Annotated in this window: 16 protein-coding genes and 2 pseudogenes; 7 read left to right on the top strand and 11 right to left on the bottom strand. The window is 71.4% G+C overall.

Annotated elements, in window-relative coordinates; translation table 11 throughout:
* Positions 1 to 82 precede the first annotated feature (82 nt).
* Positions 83 to 670 carry an HD domain-containing protein gene (locus J8M50_RS21115; protein WP_010357773.1) on the top strand — a complete coding sequence of 196 codons (588 nt, stop codon included), beginning with the start codon at positions 83 to 85 and terminating at the stop codon, positions 668 to 670.
* 10 nt (positions 671 to 680) lie between these two features.
* Positions 681 to 1,319 (top strand): PAS domain-containing protein, encoded by a 639-nt coding sequence (locus J8M50_RS21110; RefSeq protein ID WP_010357774.1) that lies wholly within the window; start codon positions 681 to 683, stop codon positions 1,317 to 1,319.
* Between the two features lie 801 nt (positions 1,320 to 2,120).
* On the opposite strand, the gene J8M50_RS21105 is transcribed toward J8M50_RS21110, so the two are convergent.
* Positions 2,121 to 3,026: a DUF3626 domain-containing protein gene (locus tag J8M50_RS21105; protein WP_010359709.1), complete on the bottom strand. Its 906-nt coding sequence runs from the start codon at positions 3,024 to 3,026 to the stop codon at positions 2,121 to 2,123.
* 84 nt (positions 3,027 to 3,110) lie between these two features.
* Here J8M50_RS21105 and J8M50_RS21100 point away from each other — a divergent pair, with 84 nt between their 5' ends.
* Complete coding sequence (locus J8M50_RS21100; protein ID WP_010359707.1) at positions 3,111 to 3,605, top strand: FBP domain-containing protein; 495 nt, start codon at positions 3,111 to 3,113, stop codon at positions 3,603 to 3,605.
* A 1-nt stretch (position 3,606) separates the two neighbouring features.
* Here J8M50_RS21100 and J8M50_RS21095 read toward each other — a convergent pair whose 3' ends face one another.
* The gene (locus J8M50_RS21095; RefSeq protein WP_010359706.1) at positions 3,607 to 4,947 is read right to left on the bottom strand and encodes an erythromycin esterase family protein; all 1,341 of its coding nucleotides are present in this window, start codon (positions 4,945 to 4,947) and stop codon (positions 3,607 to 3,609) included.
* A 639-nt stretch (positions 4,948 to 5,586) separates the two neighbouring features.
* Between J8M50_RS21095 and J8M50_RS21090 the strand changes: the two are divergent.
* Both J8M50_RS21090 and J8M50_RS21085 read left to right on the top strand, forming a co-directional pair.
* Positions 5,587 to 5,814 (top strand): annotated as a pseudogene (locus J8M50_RS21090) (RNA-binding protein); the annotation flags it as partial.
* A 157-nt stretch (positions 5,815 to 5,971) separates the two neighbouring features.
* On the top strand, positions 5,972 to 6,988 hold the full coding sequence (locus J8M50_RS21085) for a hypothetical protein (protein WP_029184583.1): 1,017 nt from the start codon (positions 5,972 to 5,974) through the stop codon (positions 6,986 to 6,988).
* A gap of 122 nt (positions 6,989 to 7,110) precedes the next feature.
* Here J8M50_RS21085 and J8M50_RS21080 read toward each other — a convergent pair.
* Positions 7,111 to 7,337, bottom strand: a pseudogene (locus J8M50_RS21080) (aldehyde dehydrogenase (NADP(+))); the annotation flags it as partial.
* A gap of 629 nt (positions 7,338 to 7,966) precedes the next feature.
* Between J8M50_RS21080 and J8M50_RS21075 the strand changes: the two are divergent.
* Entirely contained in the window at positions 7,967 to 9,238 is a 1,272-nt protein-coding gene (locus J8M50_RS21075) for a lactonase family protein (RefSeq protein ID WP_370516623.1), read from the top strand.
* Between the two features lie 22 nt (positions 9,239 to 9,260).
* Here J8M50_RS21075 and J8M50_RS21070 read toward each other — a convergent pair whose 3' ends face one another.
* Entirely contained in the window at positions 9,261 to 9,980 is a 720-nt protein-coding gene (locus tag J8M50_RS21070) for a DUF2470 domain-containing protein (RefSeq protein ID WP_010353662.1), read from the bottom strand.
* A gap of 170 nt (positions 9,981 to 10,150) precedes the next feature.
* The gene (locus tag J8M50_RS21065) at positions 10,151 to 10,756 is read right to left on the bottom strand and encodes a TetR/AcrR family transcriptional regulator (RefSeq protein WP_029183847.1); all 606 of its coding nucleotides are present in this window, start codon (positions 10,754 to 10,756) and stop codon (positions 10,151 to 10,153) included.
* Positions 10,757 to 10,865: 109 nt separating this feature from the next.
* Between J8M50_RS21065 and J8M50_RS21060 the strand changes: the two genes are divergently transcribed.
* Complete coding sequence (locus J8M50_RS21060; RefSeq protein ID WP_010353664.1) at positions 10,866 to 12,461, top strand: cytochrome P450; 1,596 nt, start codon at positions 10,866 to 10,868, stop codon at positions 12,459 to 12,461.
* On the opposite strand, the gene J8M50_RS21055 is transcribed toward J8M50_RS21060, so the two are convergent.
* From J8M50_RS21055 to J8M50_RS21030, 6 genes are all read right to left on the bottom strand, one after another.
* Positions 12,423 to 13,238, bottom strand: coding sequence for a pentapeptide repeat-containing protein (locus J8M50_RS21055; RefSeq protein WP_010353665.1), 816 nt, complete (start codon positions 13,236 to 13,238; stop codon positions 12,423 to 12,425). The genes J8M50_RS21060 and J8M50_RS21055 overlap by 39 nt on opposite strands.
* A 41-nt stretch (positions 13,239 to 13,279) precedes the next feature.
* Positions 13,280 to 14,170 carry a sigma-70 family RNA polymerase sigma factor gene (locus J8M50_RS21050; protein WP_010353666.1) on the bottom strand — a complete coding sequence of 297 codons (891 nt, stop codon included), beginning with the start codon at positions 14,168 to 14,170 and terminating at the stop codon, positions 13,280 to 13,282.
* A 20-nt stretch (positions 14,171 to 14,190) separates the two neighbouring features.
* Positions 14,191 to 14,913, bottom strand: coding sequence for a PIG-L deacetylase family protein (locus tag J8M50_RS21045; RefSeq protein WP_010353667.1), 723 nt, complete (start codon positions 14,911 to 14,913; stop codon positions 14,191 to 14,193).
* Between the two features lie 88 nt (positions 14,914 to 15,001).
* Positions 15,002 to 16,288 carry an alpha/beta fold hydrolase gene (locus J8M50_RS21040; RefSeq protein WP_010353669.1) on the bottom strand — a complete coding sequence of 429 codons (1,287 nt, stop codon included), beginning with the start codon at positions 16,286 to 16,288 and terminating at the stop codon, positions 15,002 to 15,004.
* A 40-nt stretch (positions 16,289 to 16,328) separates the two neighbouring features.
* Complete coding sequence (locus tag J8M50_RS21035; protein WP_010353670.1) at positions 16,329 to 17,354, bottom strand: LacI family DNA-binding transcriptional regulator; 1,026 nt, start codon at positions 17,352 to 17,354, stop codon at positions 16,329 to 16,331.
* A 76-nt stretch (positions 17,355 to 17,430) separates the two neighbouring features.
* The gene (locus J8M50_RS21030) at positions 17,431 to 18,852 is read right to left on the bottom strand and encodes a BNR repeat-containing protein (RefSeq protein ID WP_010353671.1); all 1,422 of its coding nucleotides are present in this window, start codon (positions 18,850 to 18,852) and stop codon (positions 17,431 to 17,433) included.
* Between the last annotated feature and the right edge of the window lie 7 nt (positions 18,853 to 18,859).

Below are 18,859 nucleotides of genomic sequence, written 5' to 3'. Positions count from 1 at the left end.
GAGGACTACACGATCGTGCAGTCAAGAATTCGCAATGGCCCTTGTGCAAAGCGTGTTCGAGGCTCACGGCTAGGCTGATCGGATGTCTGTCTCCGTGATCGCGCTCGACGAGACCACCGATCCCCCGTTGCGTCCGCTGCCCGCGCGAGCCGTCGAGCTGCTGACGGCCGTGTCGGCGCCGCCGAGGCTGGTCGCCCATCTGCGGCTGGTGCACGACGTCGCGGCCCAACTCCTCGACGTCGTCGCCGGGTTCGGGCTCGCCGTGGACCGGGAGGCGGTGCTGTTCGGGGCCGCGACGCACGACATCGGCAAGGCCCTGCATCCCGCCGAGCTGTCCGGGCCCGGGGCTCAACACGAGGAGGCGGGGCGGGAGTTGCTGCTGGCGCGTCAAGTCCCCGCCCCGCTCGCCCGGTTCGCCGGTACGCACGCGTCCTGGCAGTCCCCCGAGGCCGATCCCGAGGACCTCCTCGTGAGCCTCGCCGACAAGATCTGGAAGAACAAGCGCGTCACCGACCTGGAGGACCTCGTCGTCGCCGAACTCTCCCGCGCGTCCGGGCGGCCCGTCTGGGAGGTCTTCCTCAACCTGGACGAGACCCTGACCCGCATCGGCGAGAGTGCCGACGCCCGCCTCGCGTGGCAGGCCGCGCACCCCGTTCACGCCGGTCGATAGGGGGCGTTGCATGCGAGAACCGGACGCTGACGCCGCCGTCGTCTGGCGCAACCGTGCGCTCACCCTCTTCGACCGGGTGTCCGCCCCGGTCGCCGTGTGCGACGTGTACGGCGCCGTGCTGCTCGCGAATCCGGCGATGGCCGCCGAGTGCGGGTCCACGCCGGGGCGGGTGAAGGGGCTGGGCGTACTCGACCTGTTCCGGCCCGTCGAGGCGGTACAGGTCGAACGCATCGCCCAGGCGCTGCGCCTGCGGCACCGGTCCCGCTACCAGGTCTCCGTACGGTGGGACGCGCCCGGCGGCCGGATCCGGCACGGCGAACTCACCGCCGACCCCGTCAGCGACGGCGTCGGCATGACCCCGGCGCTGCTGGTCATGCTGCGGGTCCTCGGCGAGGAGACACCCGCGTGCACGGCCCCCTCCGAGGCGGTGACCCCCGTCGAGGCCCGCATCCTCGCGCTGCTCGCCGGGGGCGCGACCACGGCACGCGCGGCGCGGGAGACGGGGCTGACGCCGGACGGGGTGAGCTATCACCTGCGGCGGCTGTCGGCGCGGTGGGGGGCGGCGAATCGTACGGAGCTGGTGGCTCGGGCTTATGCGGAGGGGGTGTTGGCGGCGGGGGTGTGGCCGCCGGTGGGGAGGGGGGTTTAGGGGGTGGGGAGGGCGCGGAGGGTGGCGCAGGGGAGGAGGCGGGAAGGGGGCGGGGCGGATCTCGGGCGTGCGGGGTTGAGGCGCCGAGGGGGAGGGGGCGAGGACGGGTGGGGCTTGGCGAGCGTGGGTCTTAGGCGGGGCGGGTTTCGGCGGGTACGGGGCTTGGCGGGTACGGGTCTTAGCCGGCGCGGGTTTCGGCGGATGCGGGCCGCAGCCAGCACGGGGCTTGGCGAGTGCGGGGCTTGGCGGGGCCGGCCTCGGTGCACACGGGCCTCGGCGGGTGGCGACTATGGCGAGCACGAGCCTCGGCGGATGCGGGGCTTGGCAGGCAGGGGCCTCGGCGGGTGTGGGTCTTAGCCGACACGGGCCCCGGCGGGTGCAGGGCCCGGCGGTGCCGACCTCAATACGCACAGGCCTCAGCAGGTGGCCGCCATGGCAAACGCGGGCCACGGCGGATGCGGAGCTTGGCAGGCACGGGCCCCGGCGGGTGCGGGTCTTAGCCGACACGGGCCCCGACAGGTGCAGGGCCCGGCGGTGCCGACCTCAATACGCACAGGCCTCAGCAGGTGGCCGCCACGGCAAACGCGGGCCACGGCGGATGCGGAGCTTGGCAGGCACGGGCCCCGGCGGGTGCGGGTCTTAGCCGGCACAGGCCCCGGCGAGTGCGGGGCCCGGCGGTGCCGACCTCAATGCACACGGGCCTCAGCAGGTGGCCGCCACGGCAAACGCGCGCCACGGCGAGCGAGCCTCCGCGGGTGCGGGCCTCCGCAGTAGGTTCGCCGTCTCAGGGCGTTCGCCGCCTCACGACCCGGGAGCCACTGCGCCCGCCGGTTCCGTGTCCGTCGTCGGTGTTTTCGTTCGCGCCGTTCCCGCTCCCTCCGGTGCTCCGAAGCGGGCCAGTGTGTGCCAGATCATCTTGAGATCCTGGAGTTCGTACCGGCCCGTGCGCGCCGCGTCGCCGATCACTCGGGGGTCGATGTGGCCGCCGGACGCGATCTCCTCGCCCAGAGCGGCGTACTCGGCGCCCCGGTAGTCCGCGTGGGCGTGGAGTTCCGCGACGGTGAGGCGGTAGCCGGGGTGCCATTCGACGGGGCACGGGAGGAGGCGGGCGTCGGCCTCCACCTGCGTACCTCGATAGCAGGCGTCCAGGACGACCGCCTCGACGTCCCGCGCGAGGTCGACTCCGCCGTGCACCTGGGTCTCGATGTAGTCGTTGAGGGCGTCCTGTTCATCGGATTCGGCGAGGGCGATCAAAGAAGAAGACGCGGCGACACCGAAATGGGTTGGCTCGGCAGCGCTGTCGGGATAGCAGAACGTCGAGCGGGCGAGCGCGTCGGCGGTGAGGCGGAAGTGGGAGGAGCCGAAGCGCGGGGCGGCGCCGACGACCTGGCGGCGGAAGTCGAGCGCGCCGTAGACGGGCCGTTCGTGCGGGGCGGCGTCGTCGTACGCGCCGCCGAAGATCCGGCTCTCCCAGCGCCAGCGGTCGCCCCCGGGGTGCGCGGTGAGGCCGCCGTTGCTGGAGCCGGTGACGAACTGGGAGTGGTAGGCGCCGTCCCGGGAGAGGGCCAGCAGAATCGGTTCTCCGCGTGTCGTGCGGTCGGGATGGAAATTCAGGGTGATCCGCAGGTTTACCGAGACAGCGGGCCCGTACGCGCGGGTGGTGACATGGGCGATGGCGGCACGCACGCGCGGGGACGCGAAATCCACTGGAACCTCCTGACGACGGCTGCTTACTCTAGCCTTGAACCTAGGATCACTAGGTTCAAGATTCGAACTCCCTGGAGGCTAACCGTGCGCGCGCTCACCGAGCACGAGATCCGCAACTCCTTCGTGAACTGTTCAAAAGGTGAGGCCAAGCGGCTCGCGATCCCGCGTGACCTGGACGAACGCCCCTGGGACGACCTCGACTTCCTCGGCTGGCGCGACCCCGGGGCGCCCGACCGCAGCTACCTGGTCACCGAACACGCGGGCCGCCTCGTCGGCGTGACCCTGCGCTTCCCGTCGTCCCAGCGGGGCTTCCTGCACCGCAGCATGTGCTCCCTGTGCCTCACGACCCACCGGGGCGGCGGCGTCTCCCTGATGACCGCGCGCAAGGCCGGCGCGGCGGGCCGCGAGGGCAACTCCGTCGGCGTCTACATGTGCACGGACCTCGCCTGTTCGCTGTACGTACGGGGCCGCAAGGTCCCCGACTCGGGCAGCCGGTTCGAGGAGAGCCTGACCGTGGAGGAGCAGATCGCCCGTACGACAGGGCTGCTGGCGGGGTTCCTGGACAAGCTCGCCGTCTGACTCACTCCGCGCGCAGGCGGGCCGCTGTCACCCGGTGGAGGTGGATCAGCACGTCGTGCGCGCGGGCGAGGGCGACGTCCGAGGGGCCCTCGTCCGGGTAGGCCGTGCCGATGCTGCGCGTGGGGCGTGCCGTACGGAGCCACTCCCGCGCGGGCGCGCGTACGGTGCGCAGGTCCAGGACGTAGTTCCGGTACCGGACGCGGTCGAGGGTCGCCTCGTTGCTGCCGGGCTCCGGCGGGCCGACCGTCCACCGCCTGACGGCCGTCCCGTCGGCGTCAGTGGCCATGAACGAGCCGCGTCCGAACGTCACCCCGACGCTGACGTACCCGTCCCCGAGGCGGTCCCTCAGGAACGCGCCCTGCATCTTCGGGTAGTTGACCGGGTCCACCGGTACGTACCCGATGTGCGCGTCGTGCGCCGACAGGAGGATCTTGGTTCCGGTGTGCTGGGCCCACCACGCGACGTTCGCCGCCATCGCCTCGTCGCGGTAGCCCATCCCTGCCGAGATCTCCGGCTGTCCGCGCTCGAACTCGAACGCGTACTGGCCCGCCGTACGGTCGATGGCCGTGGCGTTCTGGACGGCCATGTCGTATCCGGCGCCGGACGGTTTCTCCTTGATCAGCTTCAGCGCCTGGGCGGTTCGTTCCGCGCGTTCCTTGCGTATCCCGTACGGGGTGGCGAGGTACTCCTCGATGTACGCGCCCGTCTGCCGGGTCGGGCGCAGGCCCGCGTACAGCTCGGCGAGCCTCGTGCTCAGTTCCGGGCGGTGTTCGGCTACGTACCGCTCGACCTCGTCGTACACCTCGGGGCCCGTCCAGGCGATGTCGTCGCCGAGGAAACGTACGGGGTCGTCGGGGTGGTGGATGTTGTACGTCCGCATCCACTTGACCAGGGCCAGGTAGTCGGTGTTGTTCCACCAGCTGTAGTCCCGCTGGAACTCCTCCCTGAAGATCTGCTCCGGGTTGCCCTGGCCGTGGACCACGTATGCGTCCAGGCGGCGGCCGGTGCTCCAGGGGGTTTCCAGGGCGAAGGTGCGGAAGCCCTGTTTCTCGACGAGGTGGCGGAAGACTCGGGCTTTGAGGGCGAAGAAGTCGTGCGAGCCGTGGGTGGCTTCGCCCAGACCGACGATCCGCGCGTCGCCGATCGCTTGGTCCAGGGGGTGGAGGTCTTGGGTGTTGCCGCCTGGTTCTGGGGTGCGGAGGGGGTGGGCGGAGTGGTTGAGGGTGGTGGTAATCGGGTCGGGGGTGGGGGTTGCGGTGGCGGGGGTTGTGGTGAGGGTGAGGGCGAGGAGGGTGGCGGTGGTGGTTGCGGTTGCGGCGGCTGCTAAGCGGGGGTGGTTCATGGTTGGAGGGTGGCTTGGGAGGGGGGTGGGGGGATATACGGCTGGCCGCCGTTTTGGGGTGGGGGTAGCTGGAAGGTGGGGGCGGAGCCGGAGGTGGGAGCCGGGGTCGCGGGCCGGAGGCCAGGACCGGGGACCGGGGACCGGGGACCGGGGACCGGGGACCGGAGCTTGGGCCGAGGGCCAGGGCTGGGGCCAGGGCTGGGCCGGGACTAGGACCGGGACCGAAGGCCGGGGCCAGGGATGGGGCCGGGATCGGAGCCGGAGCCAGGGCCGGAGGCCCGGGCCCGGAGCTTGGGCCGAGGGCCGGGCCCCGGAGCTTGGGCCGGGACCGGGGCCCGGAACTTGTGCCAGAGGCCGAGGCCAGGGCCGGGACCGGGGCCCGGAACTTGTGCCAGAGGCCGAGGCCGAGGCCAGGGCCGGGGCCGGGACCGGGGCCCGGAGCTTGGGCCAGAGGCCGAGGCCAGGGCCGAGGGCCGGGGCCCGGAGCTTGAGCCGAGGGCCGGGCCCCGGAGCTTGGGCCGGGGACCGGAGCTTGGGCCAGAGGCCGAGGCCAGAGTCGGGGCCAGGGCCCGGAGCTTGAGCCAGAGGCCGAGGCCAGAGTCGAGGGCCGGGACCAGAGTCCGAGGGCCGAAGGCCGGGGCCGGGGCGAGCGTCTCCGTCGCCTTCCTGGACGCGGTGTCCTGTCGGTTCGCCGAGGTGGGGGAGGCCGTCGACGCCGTCGTCAAGGAGCTGCTCGCCAGTGACCGGACGTCGACCTGGGAAGGGTGGGGCGCCGTCGAGCGGATCAGTGAGGAGTACGGCGTCCATGACGTCAACCTCGTGAAGCCGGGGGTGGGGGAGACGACGCGGGTGCTGTTGCGGCGGGTGTCGGGGCCAGGGCCGGAGGCCAGGGGTGGGGGGTTCGGAATGGGGTTGACCCGAACGGGTGATCGAGTGAGGGTGGGGAACTGGGTGGGGAGGGCCGGGCGTTCAGTGGGCAACTGGGGACGGCTCGGGGCGGGACGGCGGCGGAAGGAGCGGGGGCATGGCGAAGGCTAGGGTTCGGATCGATGGGGACACAGTGCGGATGCCCGGTGGGGTGGCCGTGCGGTTCATGCGGACGCTGCGGCTGCCCGAGACGGGGACGCATCCGTTGCCTCCGGGGCTCGGGGAGTTTCCGGTGCGGCGGATCGCCGACTATCCCGACACCGCGCCCGCGCACTGGCTCGCCCGGGGCGGGGTGATGCTGCCGATGTACCTGCGCGAGGCGATGTGGCTGAACTTCACGGAGACGCAGAAACCGGGCGCGCTCCAGGTCGGAGTGGGAAAGGTGTGCGCGGTCTCGGGGAAGCCGTGGAGCGACCACCTCACCCGGGGCCCCCAGAACTACGTCGTCCTCCCCCGCCAGCCCTGGCTCGACGGCATCAACTCCGGGAAGGGCACCGTCCGCCAGTTCGTCGCCGTTCCGCTGGGGCTCGGGGCGACGGTCGAGGGACAGGTCACCGGCGAGGAGACCTGGGGCGGGGTCCAGCTCCAGTCGTTCACGCTGACCGAGGAGCGGCTCCATGCCTGGCGTGAGGGCCAGCGCCGGCACTCGAAGCGGCTCGGGCCGACCGGTTTCCTCGCGGAGGGCACCACCGCGAGTCCGATGCGTGCGATGGCCGCCGCGCCTCGTGCGGGTGCGGCGATGGGGCTCGGTGTCGGCGGTTCCATGCGGCAGGAGGTCTACCGCGACGACCGCCCGCTCACGGACTGGTCCCCCACCCCGGCGGCCCGCCTCTTCGTCCACCTCGTCACACCCCCGGAATGGCACCGCATCACCGGCGAGGCTCCCCCGCCGTCCCCGGTGGACCGCGCGGCGTACACGCAGGCCGGGTTGCCGTGGTTCGACTACTACGACGAGGAGGCGACGGACCTGCCACCGAGCGGGACGCTGGGCGGGGTGAAGCCGGTGGGCGACTGGATCGGGGACGACCTGGAGGCATGGCAGGAGCCGGGGGCGGGGCAGGTGACGCCGTTGAAGGATGCGCGGGAGAAGGGGGTGGAGGACGGGGAGTGGTGAGGCGAGGCATCACCGGGACGGGGAGGGGCTGGGGGGAGGGCGCTGCTGGTGACGGGGGCCTGGGAACGGCAGTCGCCGGTACAGGCATCCAGACACTCCGGATGGCAGGTGCCGGGAACGGTGGGCGTGGTCTGGTGGACGACCGGCCGCATCCAGCGTTCGATCGCCGTGCCGCTGACGGACGTGGATGCGGTGGCCGGGTATGGGCCCCGTGATGCTGGGCGGCGACGCCCGTGGGCCAGCCGTTGATCAGGACGCGGCCGGCAAGGGGAGTCACCTCCGCGAGGAGGTCGGTGCCGCGTCCCTCTCCGGCGGCCTCCGCCTCCGACAGTTGGACAGTGACGGTGAGGGGCGCGTGCGGAGGGGCGGGGGTTCCGGAGCTGAGAGGCGGGCGGCAGGCAGCGGACAGCAGGGGCAGGGGCAGGGGCAGGGGCAGGGGCAGGGGCAGGGGCAGGCCACGATATAGAGACTCTCCCCCTCAATGTCGAACAGGACCCCACCGAGCAGGGCCGCAGGGCCGCAGGGCCGCAGGGCCGCAGGGCCGCAGGGCCGCAGGGCCGCAGGGCCGCAGGGCCGCAGGGCCGCAGGGCCGCAGGGCCGCAGGGCCGCAGGGGCCGCAGGGCCGCAGGGCCGCAGGGCCGCAGGGCCGCAGGGCCGCAGGGCCGCAGGGCCGCAGGGCCGCAGGGGCCGCAGGGCCGCAGGGCCGCAGGGCCGCAGGGCCGCAGGGCCGCAGGGCCGCAGGGCCGCAGGGCCGCAGGGCCGCAGGGCCGCAGGGCCGCAGGGCCGCAGGGCCAGGGCCGCAGGGCCGCAGGGCCGCAGGGCCGCAGGGCCGCAGGGCCGCAGGGCCGCAGGGCCGCAGGGCCGCAGGGCACGATTGGAGGCTCTCCCCCTCGATGTCAAGCAGGACCCCGCCGAGCATGGCGGCGGGAAACAGTTCTCTCGGGGGGCCCGTTTTGCGTCCTTGGGCCCCGGCGGGTCATGGTGGCTGATGGCATTGGTGGCGAGGATGTGAGGTGCGGGATGGGTGGCGGGTGGAGTAGGCGGCGGTTCGCCGGGGTTTTCGGGGCTGTGGTGGGGGGTGGGGTTGTCGGGTGTGCTGGTGAGGGGCAGGAGGCTTTGGCCGAGGGGGTGGCGGGGAAAACCGGTTCGGTGGGGGGTTCCGGCTCGGGTGGGACCAGTGTGGCCAGTACGCCGAGTGGTTCCCCGAGTCCTGCGGCTGAGGGGCCCCGGCCTCTTTACGTCGGCACCTATACCTCCCAGGACGGTGGCGGGGAGGGTATCGGGTTCGCGTCGTATCACCCGGTGACCGGGGAGATCACGTCCGGCAGGACGGTGACCGGCGTTCCGGACCCCTCGTTTCTGGCCGTGCATCCGGACGGGCGGACCCTGTACGCGGTGAACGAGCAGGAGCAAGGCGCGGTGACCGCTGTGCGGATCGCGGACGGGCAGGTGTTGGGGAGCCGTGGGACAGGGGGGCGGCATCCCTGTCATCTGTCGGTGCATCCGAGTGGGAAGTGGCTGCTCAGTGCGGATTACGGGTCGGGGAGTGTGGCCGTGCACCCGATCGGGGACGGCGGTGAGCTGGGGGAACGTACCCAGTCGGTGACGCACGACTCGCCCGCGCCGGGGCCCGGTCAGGAGGGGCCGCACGCGCATCAGATCGTGACCACGCCGGACGGGCGGCATGTGCTGGCGGTGGATCTGGGTACCGACACGGTCTACACGTACCGGCTCGACGCCACGGCAGGGACGCTCACCGAGGTCTCCCGCGCGCAGACCCGTTCGGGAGCGGGACCCCGGCATCTCGTGTTCCACCCCGGGGGCCGGTACGCGTATCTGGCGAACGAGTTGGACGACACCATCGCGGTGTGTGCGTACGACGTGGAGTCGGGTCGCCTGACGATCGGGGAGCCGCAGTCGACGGGCTCGAAGACGCGACCCACCTACCCGTCCCAGCCGGTGGTGACACCGGACGGGTCGTACGTGTATCTCGCGAACCGGGGTGACAACACGTTGGCGAGGTACGGCGTGGAGGCGGACGGCGCGAGGCTGCGGCTGCTGGACACGGTGAAGGTGGGCGGCGACTTCCCCCGCCACGTCTCCCTCTCCCCCGACGGCCGCCTACTGTTCGCGTCGAACCAGCGCTCCGGCAGCATCACGGTCTTCCACGTGAACCCGACGACCGGCACCCTCACCCCGACCACCACCCCGTACGCCTCACCGATACCGGTCTGCGCACTGCCTCTCTGACCCCGCCCGCCGCGAGGCGCCCTCACCCCTCCTCCCGCTGCCTCTGCAACGTCCGGGGGCACGATGCCGCGCTCGCCCGGGTCAGCAACGCGTGCATCCGTTCCGTCAGTTGGGACACATCGTCGGCCGGGGCGTGGAATGCCAGCCGGACGTCCCCGTGCGTACGGGCCCGCTCGACGCGGAGTGTCAGCCCGTGGCGGTCCACGGCGAGGGGGTGGACGCGGACGGCGCCGTGGAGGGTGTCGCGGCCGACCAGGCGGGTGAGGCGTTCGACCGCGTCGGGGTGTGCGTCCGCGAGGTGGGTGAGGAGTTGGGCCTCGGCCCCGGCAAGGGGGTCGGGTGCGGCGGTGGCGAACTCGTCGCGGTCCACCACGACCGCTCCCGTGGGCTGCTTCAGCACGATGCGCGTGGCGTGGAAGCCGAGCACCCCGTCCTCGGGAGCGAACCAGCCGGCGAGCCAGAGACGGGAGCGGATGCGGCCCCGGACGGGGACGGGGGCGACGTCGGCGAACTCCAGGACCGCGGAGGGCTCGCCGCGCGGCGCGCAGATCGCGGCGGTGACGAGGGCACTGTCGTCGGGCACGCACAGCAGGACGCGGCCGTCGTCGGTGACGGTGTGGGCGCCGATGAACTCCTCGCGTCCACCGTCCGCGGTGACCCCGCAGGACCAGGCGGTCGCGAGGATCGACCGGGCGCGTTGCGCCGCGGAAGGCGCGGCAGTCCAGCTCGGGTTGTCATCCATCCGAAGACCTCCTTAGGTAAGGCTCGCCTAACTTACCGAAGATCGAAGCGCACGCCAACCACCGGTCCACGCCAACCACCCGCCCCCGGCGGCGCACAGCTCACACCAGCCACAGCCCACACCGGTCCACCGAGCCACGCAGCCCACGCCGGTTCACCCAGCCCCACACCTCACACCAGGACCCCGAGCAACGCCCGCGCACACAACTCCCGCACCTGCTCCCGCGACAACTCACCCCCACGCAGCCACTCCAGAGACACGGACGTCATGAACGCGAGCCACCCCCGCACCGCGAGCCGCACCTCCGCACGCTCCCCGAAGAGCGGCCCGAACTCCGGGTCGGCGGCGAGCGCGGCGAGGATCTGCCGCTCCTGCGCGGCGAGCGCCCGCTGATAGACGCGCCGTACGGCCTGGTCACCGGCGGAGTCGGCGCGGTGGAAGGCACGGAAACCGTGGGCATGCTCCTCGACGTACCCGAGGAACACATCGAGCCCGGCGGAGAGTTGCTCACGGACCGGTACGCCGGGCACCGCCGCCGTCAGCCGCAGCATCCGCACACTCTCGCGCTCGACGACCGCCGCGAAGAAGTCCCGTTTCGTCGGAAAGTAGTGGTACAGCAGCCCGCGAGAGACCCCGGCGATCTCGGCGACCTGCTCGATCCACACCTCGTCGTACGGACTCTCGGAGAACAACGCGGCGCCGACCGACAGCAGTTGCTCGCGCCGCTCCTGCGTACTGAGCCGGCGCCGCACCCTCTCCCTGTGCTCTGCTGCCATGCCGGAACCTTACTTGACGCGAGTTCAATAGGCGGATCAGACTGGAACCCGTTATTGAACCCACGTACAACACCGCTCAACGTGCCGCAGGACCAAGGGAGATCGCGTCATGACGGAGACGACGACAGGCACCGGCACCGGCCTGCCCAGGGGCTTCCGCGACGCCGCGCAGGGCTGGCCCGAACTGCACCGGATACCGCACCCGAAGGGCCGGTTGCCGCTGCTCGGCGACGTACGCGGCGTGAACCGCAGGACCCCGCTCCAGGACACGATGCGCATAGGCGCCGAACTCGGCCCGATCTTCCGCCGCAAAGCGTTCGGCAACGAGTTCGTGTTCATCGGCGGCGCACGGCTCGCGGCCGACCTCGCGGACGAGTCGCGGTTCGCCAAGCACGTGGGACTCGGCATCGCGAACCTCCGCCCGATCGCCGGGGACGGCCTGTTCACGGCACACAACCACGAGCCCAACTGGCAGCTCGCGCATGACGTGTTGGCGCCGGGGTTCAGCCGGGAGGCGATGGCCGCGTACCACCCGATGATGCTGGAGGTGGCGGCCCGCCTCACCGCCGGCTGGGACCGGGCGGCGGCGCAGGGGGCCACCGTGGACGTCCCCGGGGACATGACGAAACTGACCCTGGAGACGATCTCCCGCACCGGCTTCGGCCACGACTTCGGCTCCTTCGAACGGACCCGCCCGCACCCCTTCGTCACCGCGATGGTCGGCGCCCTCAGCTACGCCCAGCGCCTCAACGGCCTGCCGATTCCCGCCCTGTTGAGGCGCGCGGCCAAACGCAACGAGACCGACATCGCGTTCCTCAACGACACCGTCGACGACCTCGTACGCGCCCGGAGGGTGAGCGGCAGCGGGGACGGCGACCTGCTCGACCGGATGCTGGAGACGGCCCACCCGGAGACGGGCGAGCGGCTGTCCGCCGAGAATGTGCGCCGACAGGTGATCACCTTCCTGGTCGCCGGGCACGAGACGACGTCCGGGGCGCTCTCCTTCGCCCTGCACTACCTCTCCCTGCACCCCGAGATCGCCGCCCGCGCCCGCGCGGAGGTGGACCGGGTGTGGGGCGACAGCGAGGTGCCGGGGTACGAGCAGGTCGCCAAACTCCGTTACGTACGGCGGGTGTTGGACGAGACGCTGCGGCTGTGGCCGACGGCGCCCGCGTTCTCGCGGGAGGCACTGGAGGACACCGTGCTCGCCGGGGAGCACCCGATGCGGCGCGGCGCCTGGGCGCTCGTCCTGATCTCGATGCTGCACCGCGACCCCGAGGCGTGGGGCCCGGACGCCGAGCGCTTCGACCCGGACCGCTTCGACGCGGCGGCGGTCCGCGCGAGGCCCGCACACACCTTCAAGCCGTGGGGTACGGGCGCACGCGCCTGCATCGGACGCCAGTTCGCGCTGCACGAGGCGACGCTGGTCCTCGGACTCCTGCTACGCCGCTACGAGTTGAGGGCCGACCCCGCGTACCAACTCCAGGTGACGGAACGCCTGACGCTGATGCCGGAGGGCCTGCGCCTGGGCCTCGAACACCGAACAGGCGTACCGCACAAGGCAGTTGACGAGACGACGACGCCCCCCGCGCCCCCGGCCCACGAAGACGCCAGCCCCGCAACCACCGGCCCCGCAGACACCGACGCCGCAAACACCGCCCCCGCCTCAGCCCCCGGCTGCCCAGTGCACCGGCCTACCGACTGACCCCGGCAACCGCGTCCCCGCACTCCCCCGCGCCGCATCGACCTGCGGCTGAAGCAGAAACAGCGCGCCGCTCAGATCCGCGTCACTGAGGTCCGCATCCCGCAGATCCGCCCCGATCAGATCCGCACCCCGCAGATCCGCCCCCGTCAGATCAGCGGCAATCAAATAGGCCCCCCTGAGGTCGGCCCCCCGCAGATCCGCCCCCCTCAACCGCGCCCCCATCAAATCCGCCCCCCGCCGCCGCTTCTTCTTCCCCGACACCGGCACCCCGGCCCGCGCCAACTCACTGGCCTCGGACAGCAGTTGAGCCACAGACTGCCGATGAGCGGCGACATCCAGCGCGAGCAACTCGTCCGGCGTCCCCCGCGTCAGCGCGTCCGTACGCGACAGCGCCTCGCGCAGCCCGGCATGCACGGGACGCGCGGCGGGCAGCGCGAGCGCTTCCGTGAGGTACACCAGGAGTTCGTGCAACTGCCGTACCACCGGGAAGACTTCATGCATACGGCGGCCCGCGTCGCGGCCCTCGAAGACGACCTGGGAGACCTTCTGGCCGGCGCCGAGGCAGTCGTACACCGTGCAGCCGTTGAAGCCCCGCTGCCTCAGCTGGTCGTGGATGCCGCAGGTGTGGTCCGCGAGGAGGTTGCGGCAGGGCGTGCCGGCGGGCTTGTCGAAGGCGAAGTCCGCCGAACGCGTGAAGGGCAGCGCCACACAGCACAGCCCGAAACAGCTACCGCAGTCGCCGCGCAGGTCAGTGGGCGCGGGCTTCGTCTCTTCCATCCCGCCACCCTACTGACCTGCGCACTTTTCCCGCGAACCCGTTACCCGACGATCCCCTCCGGCAGGTCGAGCCGCGCGACGCGCTCCGGGTCGGCCAGGATGTGCAGGGCCACGATCCGGTCGTCCACGACCGTGACGCCCATGACCGAACGGGCCGTCCCCTCCACCACGTTGACGATCCCGACCTCGCCGCCGACCAGAGCGAACCGCCCGAACGGGGCGAACTCGCGGAACAGCAGCGCCTGTTCGGCGACCCGCACGGCACCCCGGACCAGCTTCGACGCGGCCCGGCCAGCCACCAGGGCGCCGGAGTCGGCGCGCAGGACGACGTCCGGGTCCAGGACGGCGAGCAGGGCGTCGAAGTCACCGATCCGAGCGGCCGTCAAGAACGCTTCCACGACCCGGTGTTGACGCGCCTGGTCCGGCGGCGCGGACGGGGTGGCGCCCTGCACCTTGCGACGCGCCCGGCTCGCAAGCTGGCGAGTAGTCGCCGGGGGGCGTTCCACGATCTCCGCGATGTCGTCGAAGGGCACCGCGAACATGTCGTGCAGCACGAACGCGAGGCGCTCCGCCGGGTCCAGGGTGTCCAGGACGATCAGCATCGCCAGGCCGACCGAGTCCGCGTGCACGGCCTCCGCCTCGGGGTCCTCCCTGGTCAGGGGCGTGATCACCGGGTCCGGGACGAACGTCTCGTCGATCGGCTGCTCCCTGCGGGACGTCCTCGCGTTCAGCAGGTCCAGGCAGATGCGGCCCGTCACCGTGGTCAGCCAGGCCGGCAGGCTGCGGATCTCCGCCGGGTCCTGGCGGGACAGTCTCAGCCAGGTCTCCTGGACCGCGTCCTCCGCCTCGCTCAGCGAGCCGAGCATCCGGTAGGCGACCGACCTGAGGTGGGACCGCTGCTCCTCGAAGCGGGCCGCGAGCGTGTCGGGCATGTCTTCCCCCGTACCTTCCGTCATCGTGCGAAGAGTTCGAACGCCACCGCCGGGCGACCGCCGAAGCGTTCGCCGACCGACTTGGCCACGTCCGTCAGGAACGTCCGCGCGTACGTCTCCGGGTCCTCGTCCGTCAGTGCCTCTATGTACGTACGGTGTGCCACCAGCGACGCGACCGCCCGGTCCAGGCCCGTCGTCGCGTCCATCGCGTGCGTCGGCGTCGACGAGCCCGCCACCGCGACCCAGCGGACGCCGTTCCAGGGTTCCAGGTCCAGGTCCGGGAAGATCCAGCGGTTGCCCGCGTCCGCCGCGGCGTCGAGCGTTGCTCTGCCCACGGCCACGTGGTCGGGGGTGTTCCAGGCGATGTCCCCCCACGTGTCGCGGTAGTTGAGGGTGATCACCAGGTCGGGGCGGTGGGTTCTGATGGCCGCGGCGATGTCCCGCCTGAGGAGTGGGCCGTATTCGATCACGCCGTCTTCGTGGTTCAGGAACTCCACGGTGGTGACGCCTACTTCTGCCGCGCTCGCGCGTTGTTCCCGTTCGCGGAGGGGGGCGCACTCGGCTGGGGACAGGGTGTCGATGCCGGCTTCGCCTCGGGTGGCTAGGAGGTAGGTGACCTCTTTGCCGGCGTCCGTCCAGGCGGCGACTGCGGCTGAGCAGCCGTATTCGAGGTCGTCGGGGTGGGCCACGACGGCTAGCGCCTTCTGCCAGTTGTCGGGCATGGGTTGCAAGGGGGTGGTCATGTTTGTTCTCCGGCTGCGGGTCCGATGTGGTTGTTCGCGCTCACGCGGCGGTAGCCGCAAATTAATACAGCCCCGCGCCCCTAAAAGATCACACCTCGTCCCGCGTTAGCGCTAGAAGTCGGTCCAGTACCCTCGGGCCGCCTGCCCGCACACCGTCGTGTTCGAACTCGTCCGTCACCCATGTCCGCAAACCCTTGATCGACCTTGCTGTCTCCAAGGAGTGCGCTGTGTGGACGTACAAGTCGTCGTGGTAGATCGCCGCTGCCACCGGGACCTCGTTCCTCGCCAGGCGTTCCCTGTCGTACAGCGGGGTCCAGTCCGTGCGGGTCGCCAAAAGATTCGCCGTTTCCTTCAGCGGTCGTAGGGACGGGTCCGTGTCGAACATCCATGGGTGGATCGTCTCGCCCGTGAACAGGAACGGGTCCGTTCCGGTGAACTGCGGGAATTCGGCTCGGATTCTGTCCGCCGACCATGCCGTCGGGCGGTCGTCCTGGCCGTAGATCGACTCGTGGACCAGCGCGTAGAGCGGGTTCTTCGCGTACGACAGGTGGTCCTGGAGGTTTTCCTGGAACTCGTCGGAGAGGGTTCGTCCCGCGAGTGTCGGGACGAACGCGTGTTCCAGGAGGTGGTGGAGGCGGTGGCTGCCTTCGCTGCCGCCCAGGAGGATGCCCAGGGTGCGGAAGCCGTCGACCGTGAGGAGGCCGCCGTTCGGCAGGGTCAGCGGGTTGTCCGCCAGATATGCGGCGATACGGCGGGCTCGCTCCGCGTCCTGCGGGTAGCGGGCGTAGTGCGCGGCGGCCTTGCGTTCCATGCGGGGGTAGGCCGCGCGGTACACGTCGTCCGCGTGGGCGTCCAGGGAGGGGAGGCCGCCGGTGATGACGGCGGCGGCGAGGCCCTCGGGGGCGAACGACAGGTACGTGACCGTGCAGAAGCCGCCGTAGCTCTGGCCGAGGACCGTCCAAGGAGCGTCGCCGGTCAGTTCGCGGCGGATCAGTTCGCAGTCGCGGACGATGGAGTCGGCGCGGAAGTGGGTGAGGTACGCGGCCTGTTCGCCGGGTCCGCCGCGCAGCGGGAGTGTCTGCCGGGTCGCCGGTGTCGAGTGTCCGGTGCCCCGCTGGTCCAGCATCAGCACCCGGTACTCCCGCAGCGCCCTCGCCAGCCAGCCGGGCCGCCCGACGCTGCGCTCCGCGCCGAACCCCGGCCCGCCCTGGAGGTACAGCAGCGACGGCAGCTCCTGCCCGGCCTTCTCACTGGCGACGACCTCACGGGCGTACAGGGAGATGGTCTCCCCGGAGGGGTCGGCGTGGTCCAGCGGCACGGTGAAGCGGTGGTCGGTGAGGACGACGCCGGGCTGGCGGTAGTGCGTGTCGGTCACGGTTGCTCCCGGGGTGAAGGCGGACAGCCCCCATGATCACTCACCGAGCCGACAGACTCGACCTCCGCACCACCAGCTCCGGCTGGAGCACCACCCTCCGGTGCTCGTGCGCCCGCTTCGGCGTCTCCTCGTCCGTCTCCTCCAGGAGCAGTTCCGCCGCCAACGCCCCCATCGTCACCGCCGGTTGGCGGACGGACGTCAGCGGTACCGCAGCCGCCGCCGCGAACTCGATGTCGTCGTAGCCGACGATCGCGAGGTCGTCGGGGACGTTGACGCCGGCCGCGTACATGGCCTGGAGGACACCCAGCGCCAGCAGATCGTTCGCGCAGAACACCGCCGTCGGCCGGTCCGCGAGGCCCAGCAGCCGCGCCCCCGCGTCGCGCCCGGCGGCAACGTCGAGGCGCTCGGTCGGCAGCTCACGGAGGCGTTCGGGGCCGAGCCCCGCCTCGGCCAGCGCCTGGAGCGCGCCCGTACGGCGGTCGCGGACCTGGTTGAAGCCGGGCGGGCCGCTGACGTACGCGATGGAGCGGTGGCCCGCGTCGATGAGGTGGCGTACAGCGAGCGCGCCGCCGGCGACGTCGTCGACGGAGACCGAGCACTCGGTCGTACCGTCCGAGACGCGGTCGACGAGGACGAAGGGGATGCCGTGGCGGCGGAACGACTCTATGTTCCGCCCCGTCGCGTCGGCGGGGGTGAACAGGACGCCCCGCACCCGCTGTTCGGCGAAGAGGGAGAGGTAGTCGGCCTCTTCGGAGACGCTCTCGGCGCTGTTGCAGACCATCACGCCGAGCCCGGCGTTCCGCGCGGCGCGCTCGGCTCCCCGGGCGACGTCGACGAAGAAGGGGTTGCCCATGTCGAGGACGAGCAGCCCCATGATCCGGCTGTGCCCGGCGCGCAGCTGGCGCGCCGACTCGCTGCGGACGTACCCGAGACGGTCGATCGCGGACAGCACCCGGGCCCGGGTCTCGGTCGCGACCGTGTCCGGACGGTTGATGACGTTGGAGACCGTGCCGACGGAGACTCCGGCGGCGCGGGCCACGTCCTTGATCCCCACCGACTGAGCCATCGGACGGATACCTCCAGGTGAGCGGGGTACGGCGGGCGGAACTTCACAGTACCGTCCCGGCCGTACCCCTGACGGATCAGGCGGGCAGCGCGAAGTCGACGACGTGCAGCGCCGACGGCGTCGTACCGCTGGACTTCTCCTGGTACATGAAGGACAGGACGTTGTCGGCGGCGACCCTCGACTCGTCGATGACGACCTCGCCGAAGGCGTTGAGTCCGGAGCCGTCGTAGAGGACCGTCCAGTCGGTGTAGCCGGACGCCTTGGAGGCGGCGGCGATCCGGCCGAAGGGGAAGATCGCGTAGGCGTTGCCGTACTTGTCCAGGAGCAGCTTGGTGCGCTGGCTGGAGTTCAGCGGGACCGGGATCTCGGTCTTCTGCCAAGCGCCGGAGCTGTTCTTGCGCAGGTGGAAGGCGCGTCCGTTGGCGGTGCGGTCGGTGACGTAGTTCGTCGTGCACTGGCCGAAGCGGCCGGGGACGTAGGAGATGATCGCGTGCGGCAGGCCGGACGCGTCGGTGGTCTGGCTCTCCTGGTTCATCAGGGAGTGGTCGGGGTTGAGCGCGTCCACCACGAGCCCGCTGTCGGTGACGGCGACCTTGTCGGAGCCGCCGGTGGTGCCGACGACGGTGCCCGCGTCGTTGCGCCAGGTGCGGCCCCGGTCGTCGGAGTAGACGTAGCCGGTGTCGTGGTTGGTGATGCCGCCCGAGGAGCACATGACCGCGCCGTTCTGCTCCCGCCAGGTGAAGAAGGAGTGCAGGCGGCCGTTCTTGTCGTAGTCGATGCCGTGGAGGTACATGTTGCGGGCCGTCGAGGAGCCGTGCTCGCTCGTGTACGTCCCCGTCGAGCTGGACCACTCCCCGAGCGCCGTCCAGCTCGAACTGTCGTACTCCGCAAGGGCGTTGCGGCCGTTGCCGGAGATCGCGACCCGGTAGCTGAGCTGCAACTTGCCTTCGGGCGTGGCGATGAACTGGGGGTAGGTGAACTGGGTCGTCGGTGCCAGTCCGTCCAGGGTGGTCTGTACGGCGCCGAACGCGGCCGACGTCCACGCCGTGGTACCGGGGTTGTCCATCAGCCCGGCGACCGACTTGACGTAGAAGAAGCCGTCGCTGTGGGAGTCCATGTTGAGGTGGAGGCGGCCGTCCACCTTGGAGACGCCCATGGAGATGACGTTGTGGGAGTCGCTCGCCTTGAGCTGGTGGGAGAGGGTGACCGTGGACCAGGCCGAGGCGTTCAGGGCGCGGCGGGCGACGACCGCGTTGCGGGCGGCCGTGTACCAGACGGCGTACTGGTAGCCCTTGTAGGTCAACAGGCCGTTCTTCTGGAACGAGTTGTTGTTGACCAGGCCGTCGTAGGAGACGAAGAAGACGGCCTGGGCGTCGAGTTGGGTGTTCTGGCGGAGGCTGACGGAGGGACCGGGGTCGGCCGCTCGCGCTGTGCCCGCTATGCCTGGCGTGCTCACGGCGGCAAGTATCGCTGTCGTGAGGACGGTACGTCTTTTCATGCGGCTC

The sequence above is a fragment of the Streptomyces acidiscabies genome (assembly GCF_020010905.1).
Classification (GTDB): Bacteria; Actinomycetota; Actinomycetes; order Streptomycetales; family Streptomycetaceae; genus Streptomyces; species Streptomyces acidiscabies.
The sequence above is the reverse complement of the archived record's forward strand: the minus strand, read 5'-3'. Positions and strand labels throughout refer to the sequence as shown.